We start from the raw sequence: 24,968 nt of genomic DNA on the forward strand, positions 1-24,968 counted from the left end.
TTATGCGATTTTCGTATCGCTGGTATCACGAACCAAAAGTTTATTTATGGACTCAAGGAATTTATACTGCACCGCAACATCACAGTATATTTACGGAGTTCACTATGAACGCAGCAACGATCACCCAGGCTCAAGAGCCAACCCTGCGCCAGGATATCGGCGCCCTGTTCATTTCGGCACGCAGCTTCTGCGAGCAGCTCTTCACCGCACACGGCGGCTGGTTCGTGCGCAATAGCGATGAGATGGCAGGCCGCCGCGAGATGATGGCCCTGGCAGCTGAATCGGATGCCCACTCGCCGAATTTGGCGGCGGAACTGCGCTATTTCGCTAACCGTTAATCGGTAGCTGGCAGGTAGTAAAGACAAAGCGCAGCTGAGGCTGCGCTTTTTTTGTGGTTGCCAGTTCAGCACGCGCCTTCTTTTTGAGCATTGACGGCTGCGTTCGTAGGGTGGGCCGGGCCGCGCAAGGCACCCCGTGCCCACGCGGAACGATGCGTCACGTCAGCGCGAGTTCTGTCCCGCTCGACGCATATTGTTGGCAGCTCAAAAGCATGTCGTTAGCGTCACCTTGCATGGATACGCCGCGGAGCGGGTCATCGCCGCCGCAGGCTCCGGACAAGCACGTAACCGCGTGGGCACGGGGTGCCCACCTTACGAGGGAACCGCCAGCAGCTTGCCGATCTCCGGTAGACACGAACCGCAATTCCCGCCAGCCTTCAGGCAGGCCGTCACCTCGGCAGTGCTGCGCAGGTTCCGTTCTCGAATCGCCGCGCAGATCGTGTTTCTCCCAACACCGAAGCAGCTGCACACCGTCGGCCCCGCATCGGCACCCGCCTGCGCCGGCCGTCCGGCTAGCAGCACCGCACGCTCTCCCGCCCCCAGAACCTCCTGCGCGAACAAGCCACCCAGCCATTCGCGCGGCGGCAGCGCCCCTGCCTTTGCCACCAGCACGCAGGCCTGCAAGCGCCCATCGACCAGATGCGCCGCCCGATACACACCCGCACTGCGGTCCTCGTACTCGATCCAGTCCGCATCATCGTCCACGGCCAGCAAGGCACGCGCCCACTCCGCCCCCACCTTGCCGCGCCCGCCAGCCTCGTAACGCAGGAAGCCCTCGCCCTGCACGCGCGTCCACCAGGTCAGCGCATCGAGCCACGGCATACTGCGGCTCAGCACAAAGGCCTGCCACTCCACCACGAAGGGCTCCACCTTCACCGGCGTGTGCTTGAATTCCGGCTCCCCCGACACCGGATCGACCACCGGATTGACAAGCGCCCCGACCCGCGCATCCGATGCCGTCGGCCCGCTCCAGTGGATCGGCACGAAGACACCGCCACGCGCAATGCCACCGCTGTGGTGCACGCGGCCGACCATGGCGCCCCAGCGGCTGCTCACGCGCGCCAGCTCTCCCTCGCGCACGCCGGACAAGAGGGCGTCGTGCGGATGCAGGTCGATGAAGGGTTCCGGCACGTGGCTGCCCAAACGCGCTGACTTGCCGGTGCGCGTCATCGTGTGCCACTGGTCGCGTACGCGGCCGGTGTTCAGGGCCAGGGGATAGTCGTCGTCCAGCGCATTCTCCGGCCCACGCGGCGTGGTCGCAACGAAGCGCGCCCTACCGTTCGCATGGGCGAAGACGCCGTCGCCGAACAGGCGCAGGCTGCCGCCAGGTGCTTGTTGTGTGACCGGCCATTGCACCGGTTCGAGCGCGTCATAGGCCGTGCGGCCCAGTCCCGCGAGGCCGGACAGGTCGAACAGGCGCGCATGGTCTCCCCCGTTGCGCCAGCTTGAGAGCCGTGCGTGCTCGTCGAAAATCTCGTGCGCTGAAGTGTAGTCGAAGCCAGCATAGCCCATGCGCCGCGCCACGTCGCACAGCGCCTGCCAGTCGGCGCGCGCCTCGCCCGGCGCCGGCAGAAAGGCGCGCTGGCGCGAGATGCAGCGCTCGGAGTTGGTCACCGTGCCATCCTTCTCGCCCCAGCCCAGCGCCGGCAGCAGCACGTCGGCGCACGCATTCGTGTCGGTATCGAGCACGATGTCGCTGGCCACCACCAGCTCGCACTTGCCGAGCGCACGGCGCACCCGGTCGGCGTCGGGCAGGCTGACCAGCGGATTGGTGCCCATGATCCAGACCGCCTTGACGCTCCCCTCCTCTACCGCCCGGAACAAATCGACTGCCTTCAGGCCGGGCTTGGAGGCGATACGCGGCGCGTCCCAGAAGCTGTGGACAAGCTCGCGGTGCTGCGCGTTGTCGAGCTCCATGTGCGCGGCCAGCATGTTGGCCAGGCCGCCCACTTCGCGCCCACCCATCGCGTTCGGCTGGCCGGTGAGCGAGAACGGTCCCATGCCGGGCTGGCCGATGCGTCCCGTGAGCAGGTGGCAGTTGATGATGCTGTTGACCTTGTCGGTGCCGCTCGACGACTGGTTCACGCCCTGCGAATAGGCGGTGACGACCTTGCGCGTGGCGGCGAAGCTTTCGTAAAAGGCCAGCACGGCGCGCGGGTCGAGGCGGCAGGCGCGCGCCACGTCCTCGATGTCGATATCTGCGGCAGCCAGCGCCGCATCCAGCCCTTCGGTGTGGGCGGCAACATAAGCCCCATCGGTCACGCCTTCGCGCGCCAGGTAGGCCAGCAAGCCGTTGAACAGCCACACATCGGTGCCCGGCTTGAGCGGCAGGTGCAGGTCGGCCAATTCGCAGGTGGCCGTGCGGCGTGGGTCGATGACGACGATCTGCAGCGACGGCTTCGCTTCCTTGGCGCGCAGGATGCGCCCGAACAGGGTCGGGTGGCACCAGGCCGCGTTCGAGCCGGCCAGCACGATCATGTCGGCCAGCTCGAAGTCCTCGTAACAGCCGGGCACGATGTCTTCGCCAAATGCGCGCTTGTGCCCTGCCACCGACGAGGACATGCACAACCGCGAATTGGTATCGATATTCGCGCTGCCGATGTAGCCTTTCATGAGCTTGTTGGCGACGTAATAATCCTCGGTCAGCAGCTGGCCCGACACGTAGAAGGCCACCGCGTCCGGTCCGTGCTCGGCGATGATGCTGGCCAGTCCGTCGGCCACGTGGCCGAGCGCCTCGTCCCAGCTGGCGCAGCGCAGTTCGCCGTTTTCACGCAGTTGCGGATACAGCAGCCGTCCCTCCAGGTCCAGGGTTTCGCCCAGCGCCGCGCCCTTCACGCACAGGCGCCCGCGGTTGGCGGCGTGGCCCGCATCGCCCGAAATGATGGGGATCGTGCCGGGCTTGACGCTGGCTTTCACGCCGCAGCCGACGCCGCAATACGGGCAGGTGCTGCGCACCGTCGATACGGGCAGGCTCATGTCCATGTGCGTCCTTTCAGGCGGCCTGCGCGCACAGGGCGCGGCCGAACAGCAGTTGCTCGCGGAAGGCCGAGACGTCGGCGCCGCGCTGGATCAGGTCGAAGTACCAGGGGCCATCGGCCACGTCGCCGACCAGCACGGCGCCCGACAGGCGCGCGCCATCGAGCACCAGGCGTTTATACACGCCGGCGCGACGGTCGCGCAGCACCAGTTCCTCGCCGCCCTCGCGCCCGGCGATGTCGCCGGCCGAGTACAAGTCGATGCCCGTGACTTTCAGTTTGGTGGCGGTGGCGGCTTGCACATAGCGGCGGTGGCCGGCGCCTGCGAGGTGAGCGGCGCAGACGCGCGCCTGTTCCCACACCGGCGCCACCAGGCCGAAGGTGGCGCGCCGGTGCTGCACGCATTCGCCGACGGCGTAGATGCGCGGGTCGTAGGTTTGCAGGGTGTCGTCGACGACGATGGCGCGTTCGCAGTGCAGGCCGGCGGCACGCGCCAGCGCCACGTTCGGACGCACGCCGGCGGCCATGACTATCAGGTCCGCCGGCAGTTCTGTACCGTCTGCGAACTGCACCGCCTGCGCCCTGCCTTTGCCGACGATGGCCGTGGTCTGGGCGTCGAGCAGGATGCGCAGGCCAGCGCGTTCCAGCGATTCCTTCAGCAGCCGGCCAGCCTCGCCGTCGAGCTGCTGGTTCATCAGACTGGAGGCCACGTGCACCACGGTCACGTCCATGCCGCGCCGCTGCAGGGCATGCCCAGCCTCCAGCCCGAGCAGGCCGCCGCCGATGACGACCGCGCGCCCACCCCGGCGCGCAGCGGCCAGCATGGTGTCGACATCGTGCAGGTCGCGGAAACCGACCACGCCGTCCAGGTCGGCGCCGGGAATGGGCAGCATGAAGGGCGTCGAACCGGTGGCCAGCAGCAGGCGGTCGTACGGTGCCGCGCGCCCCGACGCGGATACCACCACGCGGCGCTTGCGGTCGATGCGCAGAACCGGGTCGCCCGCATGCAGGGTGATGCCGCGCTCGGCGTACCAGGCGCGCGGGTGGATCATGATCTCGTCGACCGCCTTGTCGCCGGCCAGCAGTGGCGAGAGCAGCACGCGGTTGTAGTTCCCATGCGGCTCGGCGCCGAAGACGGTGATGTCGTACAGGTCTGGCGCCAGCTTCAGCACTTCCTCGACCGTGCGCATGCCGGCCATGCCGTTGCCGACCACGACCAGGCGCGGCTTCACGTCGCCACCCACACGGTGCCGTTCTCGACCCGCACCGGATAACTGGCCACCGAGTGCGCTTCGGATTCCAGGCATTCGCCGGTGGCGAGATCGAAATGCTGCTTGTAGATGGGCGACGCGACCACGACCCGCTCGCCGATGCTGCCCACCAGCCCACGCGACAGCACGGCCGCGTGCGAGTGCGGGTCGTAGTTATCGATGGCGAACAGGCGCTCCTCCCCTACCCGGAACACGGCCACCTGGCGCCCACCCAGCAATGCGCACACGCCGGTATCCGGCACGATGTCGTCGATTGCGCACACGGCGCTCCACTCCTGCAATTGACTCATTTGCATATCCCGATGCATGGCGCTCTCCTCAGGCCGACGCCACGATGGGAATCGTACAGCGGCGTTCTTCGATCGTGGCCGGGCGGATCTGGCCGCGCTCGGGCATGAACACGACGTTCGCATCCGGCGCGTCGCTGTTCACAAAAGTACGGAAGCGCTTGCGCACCTCCGGGTCCTCGACCGCGTTCTTCCATTCGCAGGCATAGGTATCGACCACGTGCTGCATCTCGCTCTCCAGCTCCGCGCCGATGCCCAGGCTGTCCTGCACGACCACCTGCTTCAGGTAATCGAGGCCGCCTTCCAGGTTCTCGCGCCAGGTGCTGGTGCGCTGCAGGCGGTCGGCGGTGCGCACGTAGAACATGAGGAAGCGGTCGACCAGCCGCACCACCGCCGCTTCATCCAGGCCGCCCGCGAGCAGCTCGGCGTGGCGCGGCTTCATGCCGCCATTCCCGCACACGTACAGGTTCCAGCCCTTCTCGGTGGCGATCAGGCCGACGTCCTTGCCCTGCGCCTCGGCGCATTCGCGGGTGCAGCCGGACACGCCGAACTTCACCTTGTGCGGCGTGCGCAAACCCTTGTAGCGGTGCTCGAGCGCGATGGCAAAGCCCGCGCTGTCGCCCACGCCGAAGCGGCACCAGGTCGAGCCGACGCAGGACTTCACCGTGCGCAGGGACTTGCCGTAGGCGTGGCCGGATTCGAAGCCGGCCGCGATCAATTCTTCCCAGATCGGCGGCAACTGCTCGACGCGGGCGCCGAACAAATCGACGCGCTGGCCGCCGGTGATCTTGGTGTACAGGCCGTACTTCTTGGCGATCTGGCCGACCGCGATCAGGCCGTCGGCCGTGACCTCGCCGCCCGGCATGCGCGGCACCACCGAATAGGTACCGTCCTTCTGGATATTCCCGAGGAAGTAGTCGTTCGAATCCTGCAGGCTGGCGTGCTCCGGCTTCAGGACGAAGTCGTTCCAGGTCGAGGCCAGGATGTTCGCCGCTACGGGTTTGCAGACTTCGCAGCCCAGGCCGGAGCCGTGGCGCTCCAGCAGTTCGCCGAAGCTGCGGATGCGCCCCACGCGCACCAGGTGGTGCAGTTCCTGGCGCGAGTACGCGAAGTGTTCGCACAGCGCCCGGCTCACCGCCACGCCCCCCTTCGCCAGCTCGGCATTCAACACCTGCGTCACCAGCGGCACGCAGCCGCCGCAGGCGGTGCCGGCGCCGGTACACTTCTTCAGGGCGCCGATGCTGGTGGCGCCGTTCGCTACCGCCTCGCACAGCGTGCCTTTCGAGACGTCGTTGCAGGAGCAGACCTGGGCGCTGGCTGGCAAGGCATCGACACCGAGGCCGCGTACCGGCGCACCCTCGGCCTGGGGCAAGATCAGGAACTCGGGCGCCGCCGGCAGCGGCATGCCGTTCAGCGCCATCTGCAGCAGCGTGCCGTACTGCGCGGCGTCGCCGACCAGCACCGCGCCCAGCAGGCGCTTGCCGCAATCGGAGACGACGATCTTTTTATACGTTTGCTTGCGCTCGTCGAGGAACTGGTAGCTGCGGCTGCCACTGGTTGTGCCATGGGCGTCGCCAATGCTGGCCACGTCCACGCCCATCAGCTTCAGCTTGGTGCTCAGGTCGGCGCCGGCAAAGCCGCCCGGCGCACCCAGCACGTGACGCGCCGCGGTGCGCGCCATGTCGTAGCCCGGCGCCACCAGGCCGAACAGCTGGCCATTCCAGGCTGCGCATTCGCCGACAGCGTAGATATCCGGGTCGGAACTGAGGCAATTGGCGTCGATGGCGACGCCGCCGCGTGGCCCCAAGGCCAGGCCGGCGGCGCGCGCCAGTTCGTCGCGCGGGCGGATGCCGGCCGAGAACACGATCATGTCGGTTTCGAGCGCGCTGCCGTCGGCGAACTCCATGCGGTGCGTGGCCTCGGCACCGTCGACGATGGCCAGGGTGTTCTTGCCCGTGTGGACGCGCACGCCGAGTTCTTCGATGCGCCCGCGCAGCACGCGCGCACCGGGATCGTCGACCTGCACCGCCATCAAACGCGGCGCGAACTCGACCACGTGCGCTTCGAGGCCGAGGTCGCGCAGCGCCTTGGCGCATTCCAGGCCCAGCAAGCCGCCGCCCACCACCACGCCGCTGCGCGAGCGTGTGCCGCACTCGCGCATCGCCTCCAGGTCTTCGATGGTGCGGTAGACGAAACAGTCGTGACGGTCGCGCCCCGGCACCGGCGGCACGAAGGGCGAGGAACCGGTGGCCAGCACCAGTTTGTCGTAGGCCAGCCGTTCCCCGCTGTCCAGCGTCACGGTGTGCGCGGCGCGGTCGATGCCGGTCACCTTGGCGTTCAGCTTCAGTTCCAGGTTCGGGCGCTCGAAGAAGCCGGGTGCGACCAGCGACAGGTCGTCCGCCGTTTTCCCGGCAAAGAATTCGGACAGGTGCACGCGGTCGTAGGCCGGGCGTGGTTCCTCGCCCAGCACCGTGATGTGCAGGTGCGGCGCTGCGGCGGCCAGGGATTCGACGAACTTGTGGCCCACCATGCCGTGGCCGATGACGATGATCTTCATGTTGCTCTCCTCAAGCGGCGCTGGCCGCCGGTGCTGCCACGGCTGCATTCCCAAACCGGGCGCCCAGCGCACACAGGCTCGACGCCGCCACCAGTACGCCCAGGATGACCAGGGTCTGGCGCAGGTCGCCCGTCCCTTTCATCAGGAAGCCCGCCAGCACCGCGCCCACGTTGCCGCCGGCCCCGACGATGCCGGCCACGCCGCCCAGCGCCTGTGGCGCCACGAAAGGCACCAGCGCGTAGGTGGCGCCGCAGGCCATGTGGGTGAACAGGCCGAAGCACAGCATGGCAACCAGAGCAAAGGCGACGCCGTCGGCGTTTGCAAACCACAGCAGGCCCAGGCCCTCGCCGATCATCAGCAGGAACAGCACGGTCACGCGGCTGTTCAGGTCTCCGCGCGCGGCAAGGCGGTCCGACAGCCAGCCACCCAGGGCACGGGCGAACAGCGCCAGCAAGCCGAAGCTGCCCGCTGCCAGCCCGGCCGCGCCGAGCGACAGGCCGAAACGCTCGACGTAGTACACGGCGGCGATGTTGTGGATGAAGATCTCGATGCCGAAGCAGGCGCCGTAGGTGACGAACAGCAGCCAGGCGCGGTGGTTGCGGCAGGCGGCGCGGAAGCTCGCCCAGCCGCCCTTGCCGCCGGACTCGAAGGCCACGCCGGCCGCCCGCAGTTCGCTGAAGTTCCCGGCCGGGCAGTCCTGCGTATAACGCCAGTAGACGAAGGCCATGACCAGCATCGCCACGCCCGGCACCACCAGCGCCACGCGCCAGCCCAGGGTTTCGCTGACGCCGGCCATGACGATGGCGCCCAGCAGCAGCGGCATCAGCGCCTGCGCCGCGCCGCCGCCGGCATTGCCCCAGCCGGCTGCGGTGGCATTCGCCGTGCCGACCACTTTTGGCGCGAACATCACCGAGGTGTGGTACTGGGTGATGACGAAGCTGGCGCCCACCGCGCCGATCCCGAGGCGGAACAGGAGAAAGCTTTCGTAGCTCTGCGCCAGCGCCACGCCGATCACGGGGATCGCGCCCAGCAGCAGCAGGCCGGTGTAGGTTTTACGTGGACCGTAGCGGTCGCACAGCGGGCCGACCACCAGCCGCACCAGGATCGTGATGGCGACGGCCGCGATGTTGATGTTGGCGATTTGCGCCATCGACAGGCCGAATTCGCCCTTGATGACCGGCATCAGCGGCGCGCAGGCGAACCAGGCGAAGAAGCAGACGAAGAAGGCCACCCAAGTCAGGTGGAAGGCCCGCATTTGCGGGGTGTTGAAGGAAAAGAGTCGGATGCTGCTTGCTTTGCTGGCCATGATCGTCCCTCGTTTTTAGACTGACAGGCGAAAATAAAAAGGCGTCCGCATTCCATGGTCGAGACCTTGGAATGCGGACGCCGTTGTCCGGGTGCCGGCCCTTCGCTGGGCTGGCTGAATGTGAAGGGATCGCCGTTGATCCTGTCCGTGGAGTTTGCAAGAGCCGTGCCAGCCAGCTTGCAGGGCATGAGCGCGTAGTGCGCGGCCGGCTCCGCCTCATTGCAGTGCACCATGCGCGAAAATGATGCGCCGCGGCGCACCGCGCTCGCCCCGAATTAGCCCGATGAGCGCAAGTCGTGGATCGCGAACGCGCGCGCGTAAGCGGCGGGGTCGCTGCCATCCCACACCCGTCCGTCGATGAGGGTCGAACTGCGCATCGCCGTGTCAGGCAGGGCCACGCCGGCCAGCTGCGCCGCCTCGCGGTACAAATCGACATGGTTGACCTGGGCGGCGACGGCGCGATAATCCGGGTCCGCGGCCAGCAGGCCCCAGCGCCGCTGCTGGGTCAGGAACCACATGCCGTCGGACAGCCAGGGGAAGCAGGCGGCGCCCTCGCCGAAGAAGCGCAGCGCCGGCCAGTCGCCCCGGCGCGGCAGCAGGCAGGCGCGCAGCAGTTCCACGCCCGTGTTGACGTAGGCGGCGCTGGCCAGCACCTCGGCCGCCGCTTCGCGGTTCACCGGCGAGGCGTCGAGCCAGCGCGCCGTGTCGAGCAGGGCCGCCACCAGGGCGCGGCAGGCGTGCGGATGCGCCGCAACGAAATCGGCGCGCGCGCCCAGCGCCTTGCCCGGATGGTCGGGCCAGACCTGGCTGCTCGGCGCCGCCAGCGCACCGGCGCCGCCCTGCAGCGCGCGCCGGCTCCAGGGCTCGCCCGCACAGAAGCCGTCCATGTGGCCGGCCTCCAGGTTCGCCGCCATCTGTCCGGGCGGTACGGTGACCAGCGTGGCATCCTTCAAGGGATCGATGCCGGCGGCGGCCAGCCAGTAGCACAGCCACATGGCGTGGTTCCCGGTCGGGAAGGTGTGGGCGAAGGTGTAGCGGCGCGGCTGCGCGTGCATCAGTGCGGCCAGTCCGGTCCCATCGCGTGCGCCGCGTTCGGCCAGGGCGCGCGACAGCACGATGGACTGGCCGTTCTGGTTCAGGTTCATCAGCAGGGCCATGGCGCGCGGCGCCGAGCCGATGCCCATCTGCAGGCCGTACAGCAGGCCATACAAAGCCTGGGCCGCATCGAGCTCGCCCGTGTTCAGGCGGTCGCGCATGGCCGACCACGAGTGCTGGCGTTCCAGCACCAGGCGGATGCCGTACTTCTCGTCGAAGCCGAGTACGGAGGCCATGACCAGCGGCGCGCAGTCGGCCAGCGGCATGAAGCCGATCCGCAGTTCCGTCTTTTCCGGCCGGTCGCTGCCTGCCGCATAGGCTCCCTGCCCGCCCTGCCCCTGCAAACCCGTCATGTCTGTCCTTTCGCAGCCGGGGCCTGGCCCAGCAAATCCTCGACGTCGAGGATGCGCTGCGCAACCTCGGCCAGTCTCAGGTTCTTGTTCATCGCCAGGCTGCGCAGGCGGCCATAGGCTTCTTCTTCCTTCAGGCGGTAGCGCGCCATCAGGACGCCCTTGGCGCGCTCGACCACCTTGCGTTCGGCCAGCTTCTGGCGCGTGTCGGCCAGTTCGCCCAGCAGCTGCTGCTCGCGCCGGAAGCGCGCCAGGGCCACGTCGAGCACGGGCCGCACGCGCTCGGCCTGCAGGCCGGCCACGATGTAGGCCGAGACCCCGGCCGCCATCGCTGCCTCCATCGCGGGGGCGCTGTGGTCTTCGGTGAACAGGACGATGGGGCGGCGTGCGTCGCGCGTGGCGATCACGATGTGTTCCAGTACATCGCGCGCATCGGATTCGCTGTCGACGATGATCAGGTCCGGCTGCAGCTGGGCCACGCGCTCGGGCAGGAAGATGTCCGGCGGCAGCGAGGCGACGATGTCGTAGCCCGACTCCAGCAGCCCGATGCGCAGCGCCGTGTTGCGCTCGTGCCGGGCGGCGAGCGCGGCATCGTCATGGCCGGATGTGTCGGCGGTGACGACGACGATGCGCAGGCTGCGGGGTGGGTGGCTGGATTTCATGCCGATGAGGAATGCAAGAAGCGGGCCACACTGGCCTGACCGCCTGCTGCATGATCTCACCGCGAAATTGACCGTACGGTGGGCACGCCGTGCCCACGCGGTACGGACGCCTCCTTTTGAACACGTGCCTCGGCTTGTCGCTCGCGAGGCATCACCCGGCCACGGTCTGCCGGCGGCTCACGGGTATTGCGCGAGCGACGCCTCTCCGCACGTAGCCGCCGGATGTGTGCGTACCGCGTGGGCACAGCGTGCCCACCTTACGTCCATCATACGTCCAGGGTACAGAGGCCTCTCGTAAGCAATCGACGCATCATGCGGTTTTGTTGCAGTCGAGATATATCAGCCGTCAATATCGCCGCGTGTGACAGGCAGCAGATCATAAGTACAGTTTATCGCGGACATCATGAACATAAAGTTTGTTTATGAATCGGATCGTTCTATACTGCAACGCAACATCGCCGTATTGACCAACCACCGCGCTGACCAGCGCAAGAAAGGTTTGACCATGATCACTCTCGAATACCTGCCAGTTGGCCTCGCCGTTCTCGCCGTCGTTGCACGCATCGCCATGTTCCTGCCGCGCCAGCCGAAGTCGCAGAACCAGGCTGCCTGAGCCACTGCAAATAGTTCAAACGCCCGTGTAAACACAGCAATACGCGGGTAACAATTCTTGCGGATTATTCATCCGCGAACTGCCCCGTCGCATGGTGGCTGAGCTAGAATGCATTCGCAATTTCTAGCCAGAAAGCTATTTCGCTAACCAACCACCATTCACGATGCGACTTCCTGTACTGACGATTCTTGCCGCGTTCACGGCCTCATCTGTCGCCTTCACGGCGGCTGCGGCGCCGACGCCCATCACCCTCGACCAGGCCATGGCCAACCCCGACTGGATCGGCAACCCTGCCGAACAGGCCTGGTTCAGCTGGGACGGCAAGCAGGTCTTCTACAAGCAGAAGCGCACCGGCTCGCAGCTGCGCGACACGTTCGAGGCCGTGCAGGGCGGCCAGCCGCGCAAGGTGGCCGACGCCGAGCTGGCAAAGCTCGATAGCCCGAACGTCGTCTATAACCGCAGCCACACGCGCGCCGTCCTGGTGCGCAACGGCGACCTGTTCGAGCGCGACCTGAAAAGCGGCGCCCTGGTCCAGGTCACGCGCGGCGTCAAGGCCGAGGACCCGCAGTTCTCGAGCGACGAGCGCGCCGTGCAGTTCCGCATCGGCCACGAGTGGTTCAGCTGGGACCGCGCCAGCCGCGTGCAGGGCCCGGTCGCCCTGCCGCGCGCCGCGAAAGACCCGGCCGCGACTGACCCGGACGCCCTGCGCGACATGCAGCTGCGCCTGATCGCCACCCTGAAACGCGCCAAGGACGACCGCGACGCCGGCCGCGCCCGCGCCGAGGAAGAACGCCGTGCCGACCCGACCCGCGCACCCGCCCCGATCTACCTGGGCGACAAGCTCACCATCGAAGGCAGCGCGCTGTCGCCCGACGGCCGCTGGCTGGTGGTGGTCACCGCGGCAAAAGGCGGCGACAAGGGCCGCGTCGGCAAGATGCCGCGCTACGTCACCGAATCGGGTTACGAGGAAGCCGACGACGAGCGCACCCGCGTCGGCCGCAACAACCCGGCGCCGCATGCGCTGAAACTGATCGACCTGGCCACGAATACGGTCAAGGACATCCCGTTCGACAGTCTGCCCGGCATCGGCACCGACCCGCTGGCCAAGCTGCGTGCCGACGCCAAGCTCGATCCGCTCAAGGGCAACCGTCCGCTGCGCATCGCCGACCGCGCCGACGCCGTGCGCTGGACCTTCGACGGCAAGCAGGCCGCCGTGATGCTGCGCGCGGTCGACAACAAGGACCGCTGGATCGCCACCATCGACCTGCCGAACGCGAAGCTGAAGCCGGTGCATCGCCTGAGTGACGAAGCCTGGGTCAACTACGACAACGCCGATTTCGGATGGCTGCCGGACAACCGTACGCTGTGGTACCTGTCGGAAGAAAGCGGCTACTCGCACCTGTACACCTCCAGTACCGGCGGCCAGGCGCGCGCGCTCACCAGCGGCAAGTGGGAAGCCGGCGACGTGCAGTGGAACTTCGACGGCAGCACGGCTTACATGCTCTGCAACCGCAAGAACCCGGGCACCTATGAAGTGTGCGCGGTGAACGCGAAAGACGGCGCGACGCGCGAAGTGACCGGCCTCGAAGGTGTGGAGCGCTTCGCCCTGTCACCGGACAACCGCAAGCTGCTGGTGCACTACTCGACCAGCTACATGCCGATCCAGCTGGCCACGGTGCCGGTGGCGGGCGGCGCAGCGGCCAAGCTGACCGACACCCGCACCGCCGAATACAAGGCGCGCGAATGGATCCAGCCCGAATACGTGGCCGTGCCGTCGAGCGATGGCGGCGACCCGGTGTGGTCCAAGCTGTACCGCCCGGCCAAGCTGGAAGCGGGCAAAAAATACCCGATCGTGATGTTCGTGCACGGCGCCGGCTACCTGCAGAACACGAGCAAGCGCTACCCGAACTACTTCCGCGAGCAGATGTTCCACAACCTGCTGGTGGAGCGTGGCTACATCGTGCTCGACATGGACTACCGCGCCTCGAAGGGCTACGGCCGCAACTGGCGCACCGCGATCTACCGCCAGATGGGCCACCCGGAACTGGTGGACTACCAGGACGGCGTGAAGTACCTGGTGCAGAACCTGCAGGGCGACGCGCAGAACGTGGGCATCTACGGCGGCAGCTATGGCGGCTTCATGACCTTCATGGCGTTGATGCGCGCACCGGAGATGTTCAAGTCCGGCGCCGCGCTGCGCCCGGTGACCGACTGGACCAGCTACAACCACGAGTACACCGCCAACATCCTGAACACGCCGGACCTCGACCCGCAGGCCTATAAAATCTCGTCGCCGATCGAGTACGCCGAGAACCTGCGCGGCAACCTCCTGATCGGTCACGGCATGGTCGACGACAACGTGTTCTACCAGGACTCGGTGCGCATGGCCCAGCGCCTGATCGAACTGCGCAAGGATAACTGGGAACTGGCCAGCTACCCGCTGGAACGCCACGCCTACACCCAGCCGGAAAGCTGGTTCGACCAGTACCGCCGCATCCTGAAGCTGTTCGAACGCACGCTGAAGAACTAAGCGTTCCATGGGCCCTGCGGGGCCCTTTTCGTTTGCCGGCCCGCGCGGCTGTCCTGCCTTGCGCAGGCGCCGGGCCGCTTTGCGTTACTCTTCGGCCTATGCATTTCCATCGACGACTGAACATGACCGCCTGCGCTTCCCCGCTCCGCTCCCGCCTTTTCCGCTCCCTCGCCCTCGTCCTGCTGTCCTGCGCCGGCGCGCAGGGGCAGGCACAGGACAAGCACGACCCGCCCGGCTTCGTGGGCCTGCCGCAGACCGGAACCATCGACGCCAGCCGGGTCGTCTCGGCGCGCCACGGCGATGCGGCAAGCGCTGCGCCATCCAGGGACGCGCCGCCGAAGGAGACGCCGAGGGCGGCGCCAGCAGCGAAGGAAGCGCCGGCGGCGCGGCCCACGCAGGCCACCGCGATTCCGCGCGGCGGCATTACCGGCATCGTGGTCGAGAGCACGGCGCGCGACGAGCAAAGCAAGGTCCCGGTCACCTTCGGCCAGGTGTTCGCACCGGGCGATTTGCCGGCCAGCGCCGGCCTGGCGGGCAAGCTGGCCGATGGCGCGGCGCTGCCCTTGCAGGTCGACGTCAAGGCCACCCACGCGGACGGCTCGGTACGGCATGCGGTGATCTCCGCGATCCTGCCGCGCCTGGCGCCGGGGCGTCCGCTCGGCATCGCCCTGGTCAGGGACGGCAAGGGCGGCAAGGCTGCAGGCGAGAAGCCGGCCGCGCGCCTGGCCACGCCCGCCACGACGGTGAGCGTGACGCTCGACGGCGAACGCTATAGCGCATCGAGCGACGCCCTGCTGAAGGAGGGCGAGCCGGGCAAGTGGCTGGACGGCCCGCTGGTGACCGAAGTGCAGGTGGCGGCGCCGCTGCGCAACGCCAGGGGCGAAGCCCATCCCCACCTGGCGGCGCGCTTCGCGATCCGTTCCTACGGCACGGCCGGCAAGGCGCGCATCGACGTGGTGGTCGAGAACGACTGGGCCTACGAGCCGGCGCCGCAGAATTTCACTTATGACGTCGAGGTGGTCGCCGGCGGCAAGCAGGTGTATGCGAAGCAGGGCCTGGTCCATTACCACCATGCGCGCTGGCGCGTGCTGGCCTGGAGCGGCGACGCTCCGGACGTGCACCTGCGCCACGACACCGCCTACCTGATCGCCTCGCGCGCGCTGCCCAACTACGACCGCTCGGTGATCGTGTCGGACAAGGCGCTGGCGGCGCTGGCCGCGCGCTACGCAGGGCCGAACGCGGAGCCGATGGGCATCGGCGCGGCCTCGCGCGGCATGCCGAGCACCGGCGGGCGCAACGACATCGGCCTGCTGCCGGGATGGGGCGCCATGTATCTGCTGAGCATGGACCCGCGCGCGCGCGAGGTCACGCTGGGCACGGCCGACCGCGCCGGCAGCTGGTCGATCCACTACCGCGACCGCCAGACCGGGCGCCCGATCAGCCTGATCGACTATCCCTACATGACCATCCTCGGCAATCCGGGCGACACGCGCAACCGCAAGACCGGCAAGCTCGAAGCCTTCCCGCGCTGCCCGAAGAGCGCCTGCAAGACGCCGTATGCGCACGACACGGCGCACCAGCCGGCCTTTGCCTACCTGCCCTACCTCGTCACCGGCGACCACTACTACCTGGAAGAACTGCAGTTCTGGGCCATGTACAACGTGTTCGCCACCAACCCGGGCTACCGCAAGAACATCGAGGGACTCCTTATGTCGCACCAGGTGCGCGGCCAGGCCTGGAGCCTGCGCACGCTGGGCGAAGCGGCCTACATCACGCCCGACAAGCACCCGCTGAAGGACGACTTCCTCGCCATTTTGAAGACCAACCTGGCCTGGTACAACGCCACCTATACCGACAACCCGCAGGCGAACGGCCTGGGCGCGATCGTGCACCGGGCCGCGGCCTCCTACCGCAAGGACACGGCCATCGCCCCCTGGCAGGACGACTTCTTCACCTCCGCGGTCGGCCACCTGGTCGACCTCGGCTTCAGGGATGCCGGGCCGCTGCTGAAGTGGAAGGCGAAGTTCCCGCTCGCGCGCATGGTCGGCGAAGGCACCTGCTGGCTGGCCGCGGCCAATTATTCGATCTCGGTGCGCGATTCGGCGACCTCGCCGATCTACAACACCATCGCCGAATCGTACCCGAAGACGGTGGGGCCGGAAGTGGCCGCCCTGCCCTGCGGCAGCGAGCAGATGGCGGCGGCCACCAAGCGCAAGCCCGGCGACATGGGCGGCTATTCGGGTGCGCCGCTCGGCTTCCCATCGAACCTGCAGCCGGCGCTGGCGTACGCGGCCGACATCGGCGGCGACGCCGGCCGCAAGGCCTGGGAGCGTTTCATGTCGCGCAGCGTCAAGCCCGACTACGGGCGCGCGCCGCAGTTCGCCATCGTGCCGCGCTCGATTGCGGCAGAGGACGGCGCGCCTTGAAGCGTTTCATGCCGGCCGCATAAAGGATTACAGGTTGTAAGCGCAGTTGCAATTCGGGCATCGCCGTTGCACCTTATCGGTATAACAAACCGAAGGAGGTCCAATCATGAGATGTCCCCCGAACACGCCCGCGCTCCTGGCGCTGGGCGCTTTACTGCTGGCCGGCTGCAGCGTGCAGTCCCCCGGCCAGCAGGAGTCGCCGGTCCTGGCCGCGCCCGAAGCGGCACCGGCGCCGCCGCCGGCTTCAGTGTCGGCTCCTGCACCGCCACCGCCGCCGTCTCCTTCGGTTTCCGCCTACGCGTCGCAGCCGAAGCAAAGCGTGGTCGTGACCGGCTCGTCGATCTCGGGGCAGTACCAGGCGCTGCGGCGCGCGCCGCCGCCGGGCTTTGTCGTCATTGCGCCGCCGCAGGCCGACAAGTTCCCCGACAAGGAAGCGAACGCCACCCAGCTGGTGGCCGAGCAGCCGGTGTCCACCTTCAGCGCCGACGTCGACACCGCCTCCTACGCCTTTGTCCGGCGCCAGCTCACCTCCGGCCGCCTGCCGCCGCCGCAGGCCGTGCGCGTCGAGGAGATGGTCAATTACTTCCCCTACCGCTACGCCGCCCCGAAGGCGCGCACCGAACCCTTCGCGGTGACGACGGAAGTCATGCCCAGTCCCTGGAAGGCAGGCAACCAGCTGCTGCATGTCGCCGTGCGCGGCTTCGACGTGGAGCAGGCCGAGCGCCCGCCGCTGAACCTGGTGCTGCTGATCGACGTCTCCGGCTCGATGCAGGGGCCCGACCGCCTGCCGCTGCTGCAGCAGGGCCTGCGCCTGTTCGCCGACGGGCTGCGCGAGAACGACCGCGTGTCCATCGTCACCTATGCGAACGGCACACAGGTGGCGCTCGAACCGACGCTCGGCCGCGACAAGCAGAAGATCGTCGATGCGCTCGACGGCCTGCGCGCAGCGGGCGGCACCGCCGGCGGCGACGGCCTGCAGCGCGCCTATGCGCTGGCCGAGCGCCACCGCGACCCGAAGGCCGTGAACCGCGTGATCCTGGCCACCGACGGCGACTTCAACATCGGCATCACCGATCCGAAGCAGCTGGAGCGCTTCATCGCCGACAAGCGCAAGAGCGGCGTCTACCTGTCGGTGTTCGGCGTCGGCACGGGCAACCTGAACGACGCCCTGATCCAGCGCCTGACCCAGTCCGGCAACGGCAACGCCGCCTACATCGACTCGCTGCTGGAAGCGCGCAAGGCGATGCAGGAAGAACTCGGTTCGACCATGTTCCCGATCGCGAACGACGTCAAGATGCAGGTCGAATTCAACCCGCGCCAGGTGGCGGCCTACCGCCTGATCGGCTACGAAACCCGCATGCTGGCGCGCCAGGATTTCAAGGACGACAAGGTGGATGCGGGCGACATGGGCGCCGGGCACACCGTCACCGCCATCTACGAGATCACGCCGGCCTCGGAAGCGGACAAGCTGGTCGATCCGCTGCGCTATGGCGATGGCAAAAAGGCGGCGCCAGCTGGCAAGGGCGATGAACTCTGCTTCGTGAAGGTGCGCTACAAGCTGCCGGGCCAGAGTGCCAGCCGCGAGACCTCGCATGCGGTGCGCGCGGCCAGTGTGCGCAAGGGATTGGACGCGGCGCCGGACGATGCGCGCTTTGCGGTGGCGGTGGCGGCCTTCGGCCAGCGTCTGCGTGGCGAGGCGCCGCTGGCGGATTATAGCTATGCCGATATCGCGAATCTGGCGAACGACGCGCGCGGCAAGGATGCCGAGGGTTACCGCGCCGAGTTCGTGCGCCTGGTGCGGATGGCGGAAACGCTGGGCAAGACGGGACCGGTCGGACAGCCGTAGGGTGGGTTCTCGAACCCACCATGACGCTGCATGGCAGTCCCTTGTTCGGTGGGTTCGAGAACCCACCCTACAACATCCGCGCCATGGTGGCGATCACGATGCGGCAACGGTTTTCGTAGGGTGGGCACCTGTGCCCACGCGGTATCACCGGTTGATCATATCGGACAGAACCGGCAGATCGACGACACCTGCCTCTCGGGACACCGTTCGACAGGCCACTGTGTAACCGCGTGGGCACAAGTGCCCACCCTACAACAGCCCCCGGCCACAGCGACCGATAACGATACGCCAACGGTGTGCTGAGCGCGGGCCTGCCTGTTATAAGATTTCGACAGACACGCCCCGTTGCACGGGCTCCACGATCCTACTATTCAAGGAAACCCCATGCGCCTGCTCATCGCCCTGATCCTCCCCTGGCTGACCTTCTTCACCATCGGCCGCCCGATCGCCGGCATCATCTGCCTGATCCTGCAAGTAACCCTGATCGGCTGGCTGCCCGCCGCCATCTGGGCCGTGTATGCCCTCAGCCAGTACAAGACCGACCAGAAGATCGAACGCTCGATGCGCGGGCGCTGATCAGGTTTCGGGGCCGGCCTTTTTGGGCCTGCCCTTGCCTGCGCCCTTGCCCGCGCTTTTCCCCTTGCCGCGCTCGGCCAGCAGTTCGTCGACCGACATGCCGGCTTCCTGCACGATCGCCATCACCTGCTCGCGCGCCTTGCGCAGGTCGTGCTTCTGGCGCTCCTTGAGTTCCTTCTCGACGTCGAACTGCAGGCCTTTCAGTTCGCCGAGGTTGTAGTTCGACAGATCGATCTGTGCCATCGCTTTCCCTCTGTTCGGTTGGAAGCGCTAGCCTATCACGAGGCAGCGCTCAGGTAGCGCTCATACAGTTCCGTTTCCGAGCAAATCGAACAGCGTCAGCGCCACCACCTTCGTTGCCTTGCGCAGGTCGTCCAGCGCCAGCTTCTCGTCGGCCTTTTTCGCATTCGATTCCGGCACCGTGCGCGGGCCGGCGCCATACATCACGGCCGGGATGCCCTGCTCGCCGTACAGGCGCGCATCGGCGTATAACGGCGTACCCACGGCCGGAATCTCCTCGCCCAGGATGGCGCGGCCGTTGCGCTGCAGGCTGTCCACCAGCTGCTCCGATCCCGGCAGCGGCCGCAAGGCATGCGACAGCAGCAGGCGCCGGATCTCGACCCGGATGCCCGGCAAGCCGCGCACCGCGTCTTCGATCAGCGCACGCACCCCGGCCTCGACCGCCGCCGGGTCTTCTTCGGGAATCATGCGCCGGTCCATTTTGAGCACCACCTTGCCCGGCACCACGTTCGTGTTGGTGCCGCCGTCGATGCGGCCGACCAGCATGGTGGGCGAATCGATGCCGGGCACGCCCGACTTGATCGTCTTCAGCTCCGGCAGCTGGCCATAGATGGCGTTCAGGATGCGCGTGGCCGCCTGCAATGCATCATGCGCCGTCTCGGGCATGGCGCCGTGCCCTGCCTTGCCGTGCACCGTGACTTCCAGCTGCAGGCAGGCGTTGTGGGCGGTGATGACCTGGTAGCTGAAGCCGGCCGCGATCACCAGGTCGGGCCGGGTCAGCTTCTGATCCAGCAGCCAGCCCGGCCCCAGCAGGCCGCCGAATTCTTCGTCGTAGGTGAAGTGCAGCTCGACGCCGCCCTTCAGGGGCAGGCCGAGCGCCTCCAGCGCGCGCACGGCAAAGATGTAGGTGGCGAAGTCGCTCTTCGAGACCGCGGCGGCGCGGCCGTACAAATAACCGTCCTCGATCTCGGCGCCGTAGGGCGGTTTGGTCCAGCCTTCGCCGGGCGGCACCACGTCGCCGTGGGCGTTCAGGGCGATGGTCGGACCGTCGCCATACGGGCGGCGCACGATCAAATTGGTGATCGACTCCATGCCGTAGCCGGCGACAAGCTCCGCCGGCACCGCATGGCGCTCGGCTTCCCAGCCAAAGGCGCGCACCATGTCCGCCACGGCCTCGGCATGCGGCGCGTTGTTGCCCGGCGGGGTGTCGGTGGGGATGCGCACCACGCCCTGCAGGAAAGCGACCTGCTCGTCGAAGTGGGCGTCGATCCAGTCGCACAGCTGTTGTCTCGCTTGCGTATCCATCATTGGCTTCCTGTCCTGGCGCCGGCTTCGAACCAGGCGCCGATCTGCGCCCGTTCGGCGTCGGTCATGTTGGTGAGATTCGCCAGCGGCATGGCTTTCAGCTGCACGGTCTGCTGGTAGATGCGCGCCGCGTTCTGGCTGATGAGTTCGGGCGATTCCAGCATCACGCCGGCCGGCGCGGTGGCAAAGCCGGGTTGCGTCGGCTTCGCGGCGTGGCAGCTGACGCAGCGCTGGTCGACGATATGCTTCACTTGTGTGAACTGGGCCATCGTATCGACACCTGGCGCCTGCGCCACCGGGGCCGATGGCGCGATCAATACCGCCAGCACGGCCAGCAGCGCCACGCCTGCCGCCGGATACTTCCACTCGATACGGCCCTTGTGGCGCAGATTGAAGAAGTGGCGGATCAACACGCCGGCCGCCATGATCACGGCCAGCACGGCCCAGGCGTGCTCGTGGCGGTAGGTCATCGCATAGTGGTTGCTGATCATGAGGAACAGCACCGGCAGCGTGAAGTAATTGTTGTGCACCGAGCGCTGCTTGGCCTTGATGCCGTAGCTGGGATCGGGCTTCTGGCCGGCCATCATCGCGTTCACCATCTTGCGCTGGCCGGGGATGATCACGTGGGCGACATTCGCCACCATGATGGTGCCGATCATGGCGCCGATGTGCAGGTAGGCCGCGCGCCCGCTGAGCAGATGCGTGAGCACCCAGCTGCTCGCCACCAGGAAGGCGAAGATGACGACGCCAAAGGCAAGGTCGCGCTTGCCGAGCGGAGACTTGCACAATAAGTCGTAGACCAGCCAGCCGACCACCAGGCTGCCCAGGCCGATGCCGACCGCCTGCCAGCTCGAGAGGTCGGCCACGCTGCGGTCGACCATCATGGCCTGCGCATTCAGGTAGTAGACGATGAACAGCAGCGCAAAGCCCGACAGCCAGGTGGAATAGGCTTCCCACTTGAACCAGTGGAGTTCCTTCGGCAGCGTCGCCGGGGCGACGAGGTACTTTTGCGGGTTGTAGAAACCGCCGCCGTGCACGGCCCAGAGCTCGCCGGCCACGCCCTTGTTCGCCAGGTCGGAACCCGGCGCGGGCGGCTTGATGGTGTTGTCGAGCCAGACGAAGTAGAAGGAGGCGCCGATCCAGGCAATCCCTGTGATGATGTGCAGCCAGCGTACGAGCAAATTCAGCCATTCGAGGCCGTAGGGAGCCAGGTATCCGAATACGTCCATGCAGGGGTCCCTCATCTAAATCGTGGCAGTATTTCAACGAAGATACGCGGTTTTCATTTTCTACGACATGAAATATGCCGTATATTCGACATAACCGAACCGATATACGTCCAACATTCCCATGGCCAGCCTGCCCCAGCACCTCGACCTGCACCTGATCCGCATCCTCTACCTGCTGCTGGTGGAGAAAAACGTCTCGCGCGTGGCGCTGAAGCTGAACCAGCCCCAGCCCTCGATCTCGGCCTCGCTGCGCAAGTTGCGCGAGCTGACCGGCGACCCGCTGCTGGTGCGCGGCGCGCGCGGCATGGTGCCGACCCAGCACGGCGAAAGCCTGCTGAAACCGGCCAAGCGCATCCTCGACGAAACCGAGAGCCTGTTCGTCAAGAAGTCGCCCTTCGTGCCCGAGGCGGCGGCGCGCACCTTCCACATCGCCGCGCCCGACTACCTCGACACCCAGTTCCTGCCGAACGTGGTGGCTTCGATCCGGCGCGTGGCGCCGAACAGCCGCGTGGCCATCCACAGCGTCGGTCCCGGCACCGACTACCTGCGCATGCTGTCCGACGGCGAGATGGACCTGGTGATCGCCAACTGGGACGAGCCGCCCGCGCACCTGCACATGTCGAAACTGTTCGAGGATCCGATCGTCTGCACCATGCGCGCCGACAGCCCCTACGCCAAGCGCACCGAGGCCGATGCCATGACGATCGAAGACTACCTCAGTTTGCCGCACGTGGCGCCGTCGCAGATGCTGCCCGGTTACCACGGCGTGATCGACTCCTTCCTGGCGCGCTCCGGGCTACACCGCAAGATCGCGGTCGAGTCGCCCTACTTCGGCCTGATCCCCTACATGCTGACCCAGACCGACCTGGTCCTCACCACCGGCCGCCAGTTCATGCGCTTCTATGAAAAGGCGCTGCCGCTGAAGACCTTCACCATGCCGATCAAGTTCCCGCCGATGCGGTTCTACCAGTTGTGGCACCAGCGCGTGCACCAGTCGACGGAACACAAATGGCTGCGCGACCAGGTCAGCCAGGCGGCGCGGGCGCTGGTCCAGAAGTGAGTATATCGGTGGCCGTATAGGCGCGGGCGCCCTCCGGCCTTATTATCGAAGGTTCGAATCATGCGAGGCCGATCATGACTACCCTCTCCAGCCTGAATACACTTGACGCCGCCGGCTTTGTCGCGGCCCTGAACGGCATCTATGAGCATTCGCCCTGGATCGCGCAGCGCGCCGCCAGCGCGCGTCCCTTCGCCTCGCTGGCGGCGCTGAAGCTGGCCTTGCAGGCGGTGGTCGATACCGCGAGCGAGGACGAGCGCCTGGGCCTGCTGCGCGCCCACCCCGAACTGGCGGGCAAGGCGGCGATTGCCGGCGAGCTGACGGCCGAATCGACGGGCGAGCAGGCGGCCTCGGGCCTGAACCTGTGCAGTGCCGAGGAATACGCCACGCTGCAGCGTTTGAATGCCGAATACAACGACCGCTTCGGCTTCCCCTTCATCCTGGCCGTGAAAGGCCCGACCGGGCGCGGGCTGACGCGCACGGCGATCATCGACACCTTTGCGCGGCGCCTGAAGAACGGCCGCGCGGACGAGATGGCCGAAGCCCTGCGCCAGGTGCATCGCATCGCCGAGATCCGCCTGAACGCCCTGCTCGGCGTGACGCCGTCGATCGGCGCGCAGGTGATGGACTGGGCGGAGATCATCGGCGCCTGGAGCGATGCCGACGAGGGCCTGACCTGCGCCTACCTGACGCCGGCGCACTGCCGTACCGCAGCCCAGATCGAGGCCTGGATGCGTGAGGCCGGCATGCAGACGCATATCGACGCGGTCGGCAACGTGGTCGGCCGCTACGCCGCGACCGATCCAAACGCGAAGACCCTGATGACCGGCTCGCACTACGACACCGTGCGCAACGGCGGCAAGTACGATGGGCGCCTGGGCATCCTGCTGCCGGTCGCCATCGTGCGTGCGCTGCACCTGCGTGGTGAGCGTTTGCCCTACCACCTGGAGGTGGTCGGCTTCGCGGAAGAAGAAGGCGTGCGCTTTCGCAGCACCTTCCTGGGCAGCAGCGCGGTCACCGGCCAGTTCGACCTGGACCGGCTCGATACCCAGGACGAGAACGGCGTCAGCATGCGCCAGGCACTGCTCGAAACCGGCCACCATCCCGCGGCGATCCCGTCGATTGCGCGGCGGCCTGAAGACCTGCTCGGCTTCGTCGAGGTCCATATCGAACAGGGTCCGGTGCTGCTGGAGCGCGGCTTGCCGGTGGGCGTGGTGACGGCGATTGCCGGCAGCTCGCGCTACCTGGTCGAGTTGCGCGGCGTCGCCAGCCATGCGGGCACCACGCCGATGGGCATGCGCCGCGATGCCGCCGCGGCCGCCGCCGAAATCGTGCTGCTGGTCGAGTCGCGCTGCAGCGGCGTGCCATCGCTGGTCGGCACCGTGGGCCAACTCGAGGTGCCGGCCGGTTCGGTGAACGTGATTCCCGGCGCCTGCAAGCTCTCGCTCGACATTCGCGCAGCCGACGACGCCGTGCGCCTGGCCGCGGTGGACGATATCCTGGCCGGCATCAGCGCCATTTGCGCACGGCGCGGCATCGACGAAAAGCTGTGGAAGATCGTGGAAGCCGAAGCGGCGCCCTGCTCGCCGCGCCTGATGGATGCGCTGGGTGCGGCCGTGGAGCGTGCCGGCGTGCCGCGTTTCGACTTGCTGTCGGGCGCCGGCCACGACGCGATGCAGATGGCGCAGATCACGGATGTGGCGATGCTGTTCACGCGCTGCGGCAACGGCGGCATCAGCCACAACCCGCTGGAGACCATGACGGCCGACGATGCCGAGCTGGCCGGGCAGGTGCTGCTGGACTTCCTGCGCAGCCTGTCGGCTGGCGCATGATCGCCCTGCGGCCGGCACGCGGTGACGAGGTCGCCGCCTTGTGGGCGCTGCGTACGCGCGCCGTTGCCCATGGCTGCGCCGGTCATTATGCGCAGGATGTACTGGATGTCTGGCTGGCGTCTCCGGCGCCGGACAGCCTGGCGCGCCTGATTGCGGTCGGCGGCACCATCGTAGCAGAGGAGGCGGGACGCATGCTCGGTTATGCCGCGGTGGATGGAGCCGCCGGCGAAGTCGATGCCGTGTTTGTCGAGCCTGATGAACATGGGCGCGGCATTGGCGCGATGCTGCTCGCGGCGTGCGAAGACCTGGCGCGTGCGCTTGGCTGCAAGCGCCTGTATTTGTCCGCGTCGCTGAATGCCGTGCCTTTCTACCGGCGTGCCGCATTCACCGCCCTGCGCGAAGAGCTGTACCCGCACCGCTCGGGCATCGGCATTCCATCCGTGTACATGGAAAAGCAGATCGGGTGACGCCGG

19 protein-coding genes are annotated in these 24,968 nt (G+C 67.3%); 9 read left to right on the forward strand and 10 right to left on the reverse strand.

Annotation, left to right across the window (positions count from 1 at the left end):
• The first annotated feature begins 104 nt into the window (after positions 1-104).
• Positions 105-338: a hypothetical protein gene (locus ACWYRN_RS03180; RefSeq protein WP_229437885.1), complete on the forward strand. Its 234-nt coding sequence runs from the start codon at positions 105-107 to the stop codon at positions 336-338.
• A gap of 312 nt (positions 339-650) precedes the next feature.
• Here ACWYRN_RS03180 and ACWYRN_RS03185 read toward each other — a convergent pair whose 3' ends face one another.
• The 7 genes from ACWYRN_RS03185 to ACWYRN_RS03215 form a co-directional block, all read right to left on the reverse strand.
• The gene (locus ACWYRN_RS03185) at positions 651-3,320 is read right to left on the reverse strand and encodes a molybdopterin-dependent oxidoreductase (protein ID WP_488691090.1); all 2,670 of its coding nucleotides are present in this window, start codon (positions 3,318-3,320) and stop codon (positions 651-653) included.
• 10 nt (positions 3,321-3,330) lie between these two features.
• Complete coding sequence (locus ACWYRN_RS03190; protein ID WP_488692768.1) at positions 3,331-4,512, reverse strand: NAD(P)/FAD-dependent oxidoreductase; 1,182 nt, start codon at positions 4,510-4,512, stop codon at positions 3,331-3,333.
• A 29-nt stretch (positions 4,513-4,541) separates the two neighbouring features.
• The gene (nirD, locus tag ACWYRN_RS03195; RefSeq protein WP_488691091.1) at positions 4,542-4,892 is read right to left on the reverse strand and encodes a nitrite reductase small subunit NirD; all 351 of its coding nucleotides are present in this window, start codon (positions 4,890-4,892) and stop codon (positions 4,542-4,544) included.
• A 10-nt stretch (positions 4,893-4,902) separates the two neighbouring features.
• Positions 4,903-7,428 carry a nitrite reductase large subunit NirB gene (nirB, locus tag ACWYRN_RS03200; protein ID WP_488691092.1) on the reverse strand — a complete coding sequence of 842 codons (2,526 nt, stop codon included), beginning with the start codon at positions 7,426-7,428 and terminating at the stop codon, positions 4,903-4,905.
• A 10-nt stretch (positions 7,429-7,438) separates the two neighbouring features.
• Positions 7,439-8,734, reverse strand: a complete 1,296-nt coding sequence (locus ACWYRN_RS03205) for an MFS transporter (protein ID WP_488691093.1) — start codon at positions 8,732-8,734, stop codon at positions 7,439-7,441.
• A gap of 275 nt (positions 8,735-9,009) precedes the next feature.
• Complete coding sequence (locus ACWYRN_RS03210; protein ID WP_488691094.1) at positions 9,010-10,182, reverse strand: CmpA/NrtA family ABC transporter substrate-binding protein; 1,173 nt, start codon at positions 10,180-10,182, stop codon at positions 9,010-9,012.
• On the reverse strand, positions 10,179-10,841 hold the full coding sequence (locus tag ACWYRN_RS03215; RefSeq protein WP_488691095.1) for an ANTAR domain-containing response regulator: 663 nt from the start codon (positions 10,839-10,841) through the stop codon (positions 10,179-10,181). Before ACWYRN_RS03215 ends, ACWYRN_RS03210 begins: the two co-directional genes overlap by 4 nt.
• A gap of 403 nt (positions 10,842-11,244) precedes the next feature.
• Between ACWYRN_RS03215 and ACWYRN_RS03220 the strand changes: the two genes are divergently transcribed.
• From ACWYRN_RS03220 to ACWYRN_RS03240, 5 genes are all read left to right on the forward strand, one after another.
• The gene (locus ACWYRN_RS03220; RefSeq protein WP_488691096.1) at positions 11,245-11,454 is read left to right on the forward strand and encodes a hypothetical protein; all 210 of its coding nucleotides are present in this window, start codon (positions 11,245-11,247) and stop codon (positions 11,452-11,454) included.
• Positions 11,455-11,617: 163 nt separating this feature from the next.
• A complete protein-coding gene (locus tag ACWYRN_RS03225) occupies positions 11,618-13,984 on the forward strand; it encodes a S9 family peptidase (protein ID WP_488691097.1) in 2,367 nt (788 codons plus the stop codon).
• A gap of 122 nt (positions 13,985-14,106) precedes the next feature.
• Positions 14,107-16,410, forward strand: coding sequence for a hypothetical protein (locus ACWYRN_RS03230; protein ID WP_488691098.1), 2,304 nt, complete (start codon positions 14,107-14,109; stop codon positions 16,408-16,410).
• 106 nt (positions 16,411-16,516) lie between these two features.
• Positions 16,517-18,256 (forward strand): vWA domain-containing protein, encoded by a 1,740-nt coding sequence (locus tag ACWYRN_RS03235; RefSeq protein ID WP_488691099.1) that lies wholly within the window; start codon positions 16,517-16,519, stop codon positions 18,254-18,256.
• A gap of 384 nt (positions 18,257-18,640) precedes the next feature.
• On the forward strand, positions 18,641-18,832 hold the full coding sequence (locus ACWYRN_RS03240; protein WP_229437895.1) for a YqaE/Pmp3 family membrane protein: 192 nt from the start codon (positions 18,641-18,643) through the stop codon (positions 18,830-18,832).
• Here the strand turns inward: ACWYRN_RS03240 and ACWYRN_RS03245 are convergent, their stop codons facing one another.
• The 3 genes from ACWYRN_RS03245 to ACWYRN_RS03255 are packed head-to-tail and all read right to left on the reverse strand — an operon-like array spanning position 18,833 to position 21,606.
• On the reverse strand, positions 18,833-19,075 hold the full coding sequence (locus tag ACWYRN_RS03245; RefSeq protein WP_488691100.1) for an H-NS histone family protein: 243 nt from the start codon (positions 19,073-19,075) through the stop codon (positions 18,833-18,835).
• Between the two features lie 60 nt (positions 19,076-19,135).
• A complete protein-coding gene (locus ACWYRN_RS03250) occupies positions 19,136-20,380 on the reverse strand; it encodes a M20/M25/M40 family metallo-hydrolase (RefSeq protein WP_488691101.1) in 1,245 nt (414 codons plus the stop codon).
• Positions 20,377-21,606, reverse strand: coding sequence for a urate hydroxylase PuuD (locus ACWYRN_RS03255; RefSeq protein ID WP_488691102.1), 1,230 nt, complete (start codon positions 21,604-21,606; stop codon positions 20,377-20,379). The genes ACWYRN_RS03250 and ACWYRN_RS03255 overlap by 4 nt, the downstream gene beginning before the upstream one ends.
• Positions 21,607-21,727: 121 nt before the next feature.
• Between ACWYRN_RS03255 and ACWYRN_RS03260 the strand changes: the two genes are divergently transcribed.
• The 3 genes from ACWYRN_RS03260 to ACWYRN_RS03270 all read left to right on the forward strand — a co-directional run bounded on the left by ACWYRN_RS03260 (position 21,728) and on the right by ACWYRN_RS03270 (position 24,962).
• Positions 21,728-22,666, forward strand: coding sequence for a LysR substrate-binding domain-containing protein (locus tag ACWYRN_RS03260; RefSeq protein WP_488691103.1), 939 nt, complete (start codon positions 21,728-21,730; stop codon positions 22,664-22,666).
• A 74-nt stretch (positions 22,667-22,740) separates the two neighbouring features.
• Positions 22,741-24,495, forward strand: a complete 1,755-nt coding sequence (locus ACWYRN_RS03265) for an allantoate amidohydrolase (protein WP_488691104.1) — start codon at positions 22,741-22,743, stop codon at positions 24,493-24,495.
• Entirely contained in the window at positions 24,492-24,962 is a 471-nt protein-coding gene (locus ACWYRN_RS03270; RefSeq protein ID WP_488691105.1) for a GNAT family N-acetyltransferase, read from the forward strand. Before ACWYRN_RS03265 ends, ACWYRN_RS03270 begins: the two co-directional genes overlap by 4 nt.
• Positions 24,963-24,968: the final 6 nt, after the last annotated feature.

Source organism: Massilia sp. BAP21, assembly GCF_057801335.1.

Bases quoted from the DNA above. Each gene is read 5' to 3' on its own strand.
- ACWYRN_RS03180 (WP_229437885.1), top strand. From the start codon at position 105: ATGAACGCAGCAACGATCACCCAGGCTCAAGAGCCAACCCTGCGCCAG.
- ACWYRN_RS03185 (WP_488691090.1), bottom strand. From the start codon at position 3,320: ATGGACATGAGCCTGCCCGTATCGACGGTGCGCAGCACCTGCCCGTAT.
- ACWYRN_RS03190 (WP_488692768.1), bottom strand. From the start codon at position 4,512: ATGGCCGGCATGCGCACGGTCGAGGAAGTGCTGAAGCTGGCGCCAGAC.
- nirD (WP_488691091.1), bottom strand. From the start codon at position 4,892: ATGCATCGGGATATGCAAATGAGTCAATTGCAGGAGTGGAGCGCCGTG.
- nirB (WP_488691092.1), bottom strand. From the start codon at position 7,428: ATGAAGATCATCGTCATCGGCCACGGCATGGTGGGCCACAAGTTCGTC.
- ACWYRN_RS03205 (WP_488691093.1), bottom strand. From the start codon at position 8,734: ATGGCCAGCAAAGCAAGCAGCATCCGACTCTTTTCCTTCAACACCCCG.
- ACWYRN_RS03210 (WP_488691094.1), bottom strand. From the start codon at position 10,182: ATGACGGGTTTGCAGGGGCAGGGCGGGCAGGGAGCCTATGCGGCAGGC.
- ACWYRN_RS03215 (WP_488691095.1), bottom strand. From the start codon at position 10,841: ATGAAATCCAGCCACCCACCCCGCAGCCTGCGCATCGTCGTCGTCACC.
- ACWYRN_RS03220 (WP_488691096.1), top strand. From the start codon at position 11,245: ATGAACATAAAGTTTGTTTATGAATCGGATCGTTCTATACTGCAACGC.
- ACWYRN_RS03225 (WP_488691097.1), top strand. From the start codon at position 11,618: ATGCGACTTCCTGTACTGACGATTCTTGCCGCGTTCACGGCCTCATCT.
- ACWYRN_RS03230 (WP_488691098.1), top strand. From the start codon at position 14,107: ATGACCGCCTGCGCTTCCCCGCTCCGCTCCCGCCTTTTCCGCTCCCTC.
- ACWYRN_RS03235 (WP_488691099.1), top strand. From the start codon at position 16,517: ATGAGATGTCCCCCGAACACGCCCGCGCTCCTGGCGCTGGGCGCTTTA.
- ACWYRN_RS03240 (WP_229437895.1), top strand. From the start codon at position 18,641: ATGCGCCTGCTCATCGCCCTGATCCTCCCCTGGCTGACCTTCTTCACC.
- ACWYRN_RS03245 (WP_488691100.1), bottom strand. From the start codon at position 19,075: ATGGCACAGATCGATCTGTCGAACTACAACCTCGGCGAACTGAAAGGC.
- ACWYRN_RS03250 (WP_488691101.1), bottom strand. From the start codon at position 20,380: ATGATGGATACGCAAGCGAGACAACAGCTGTGCGACTGGATCGACGCC.
- ACWYRN_RS03255 (WP_488691102.1), bottom strand. From the start codon at position 21,606: ATGGACGTATTCGGATACCTGGCTCCCTACGGCCTCGAATGGCTGAAT.
- ACWYRN_RS03260 (WP_488691103.1), top strand. From the start codon at position 21,728: ATGGCCAGCCTGCCCCAGCACCTCGACCTGCACCTGATCCGCATCCTC.
- ACWYRN_RS03265 (WP_488691104.1), top strand. From the start codon at position 22,741: ATGACTACCCTCTCCAGCCTGAATACACTTGACGCCGCCGGCTTTGTC.
- ACWYRN_RS03270 (WP_488691105.1), top strand. From the start codon at position 24,492: ATGATCGCCCTGCGGCCGGCACGCGGTGACGAGGTCGCCGCCTTGTGG.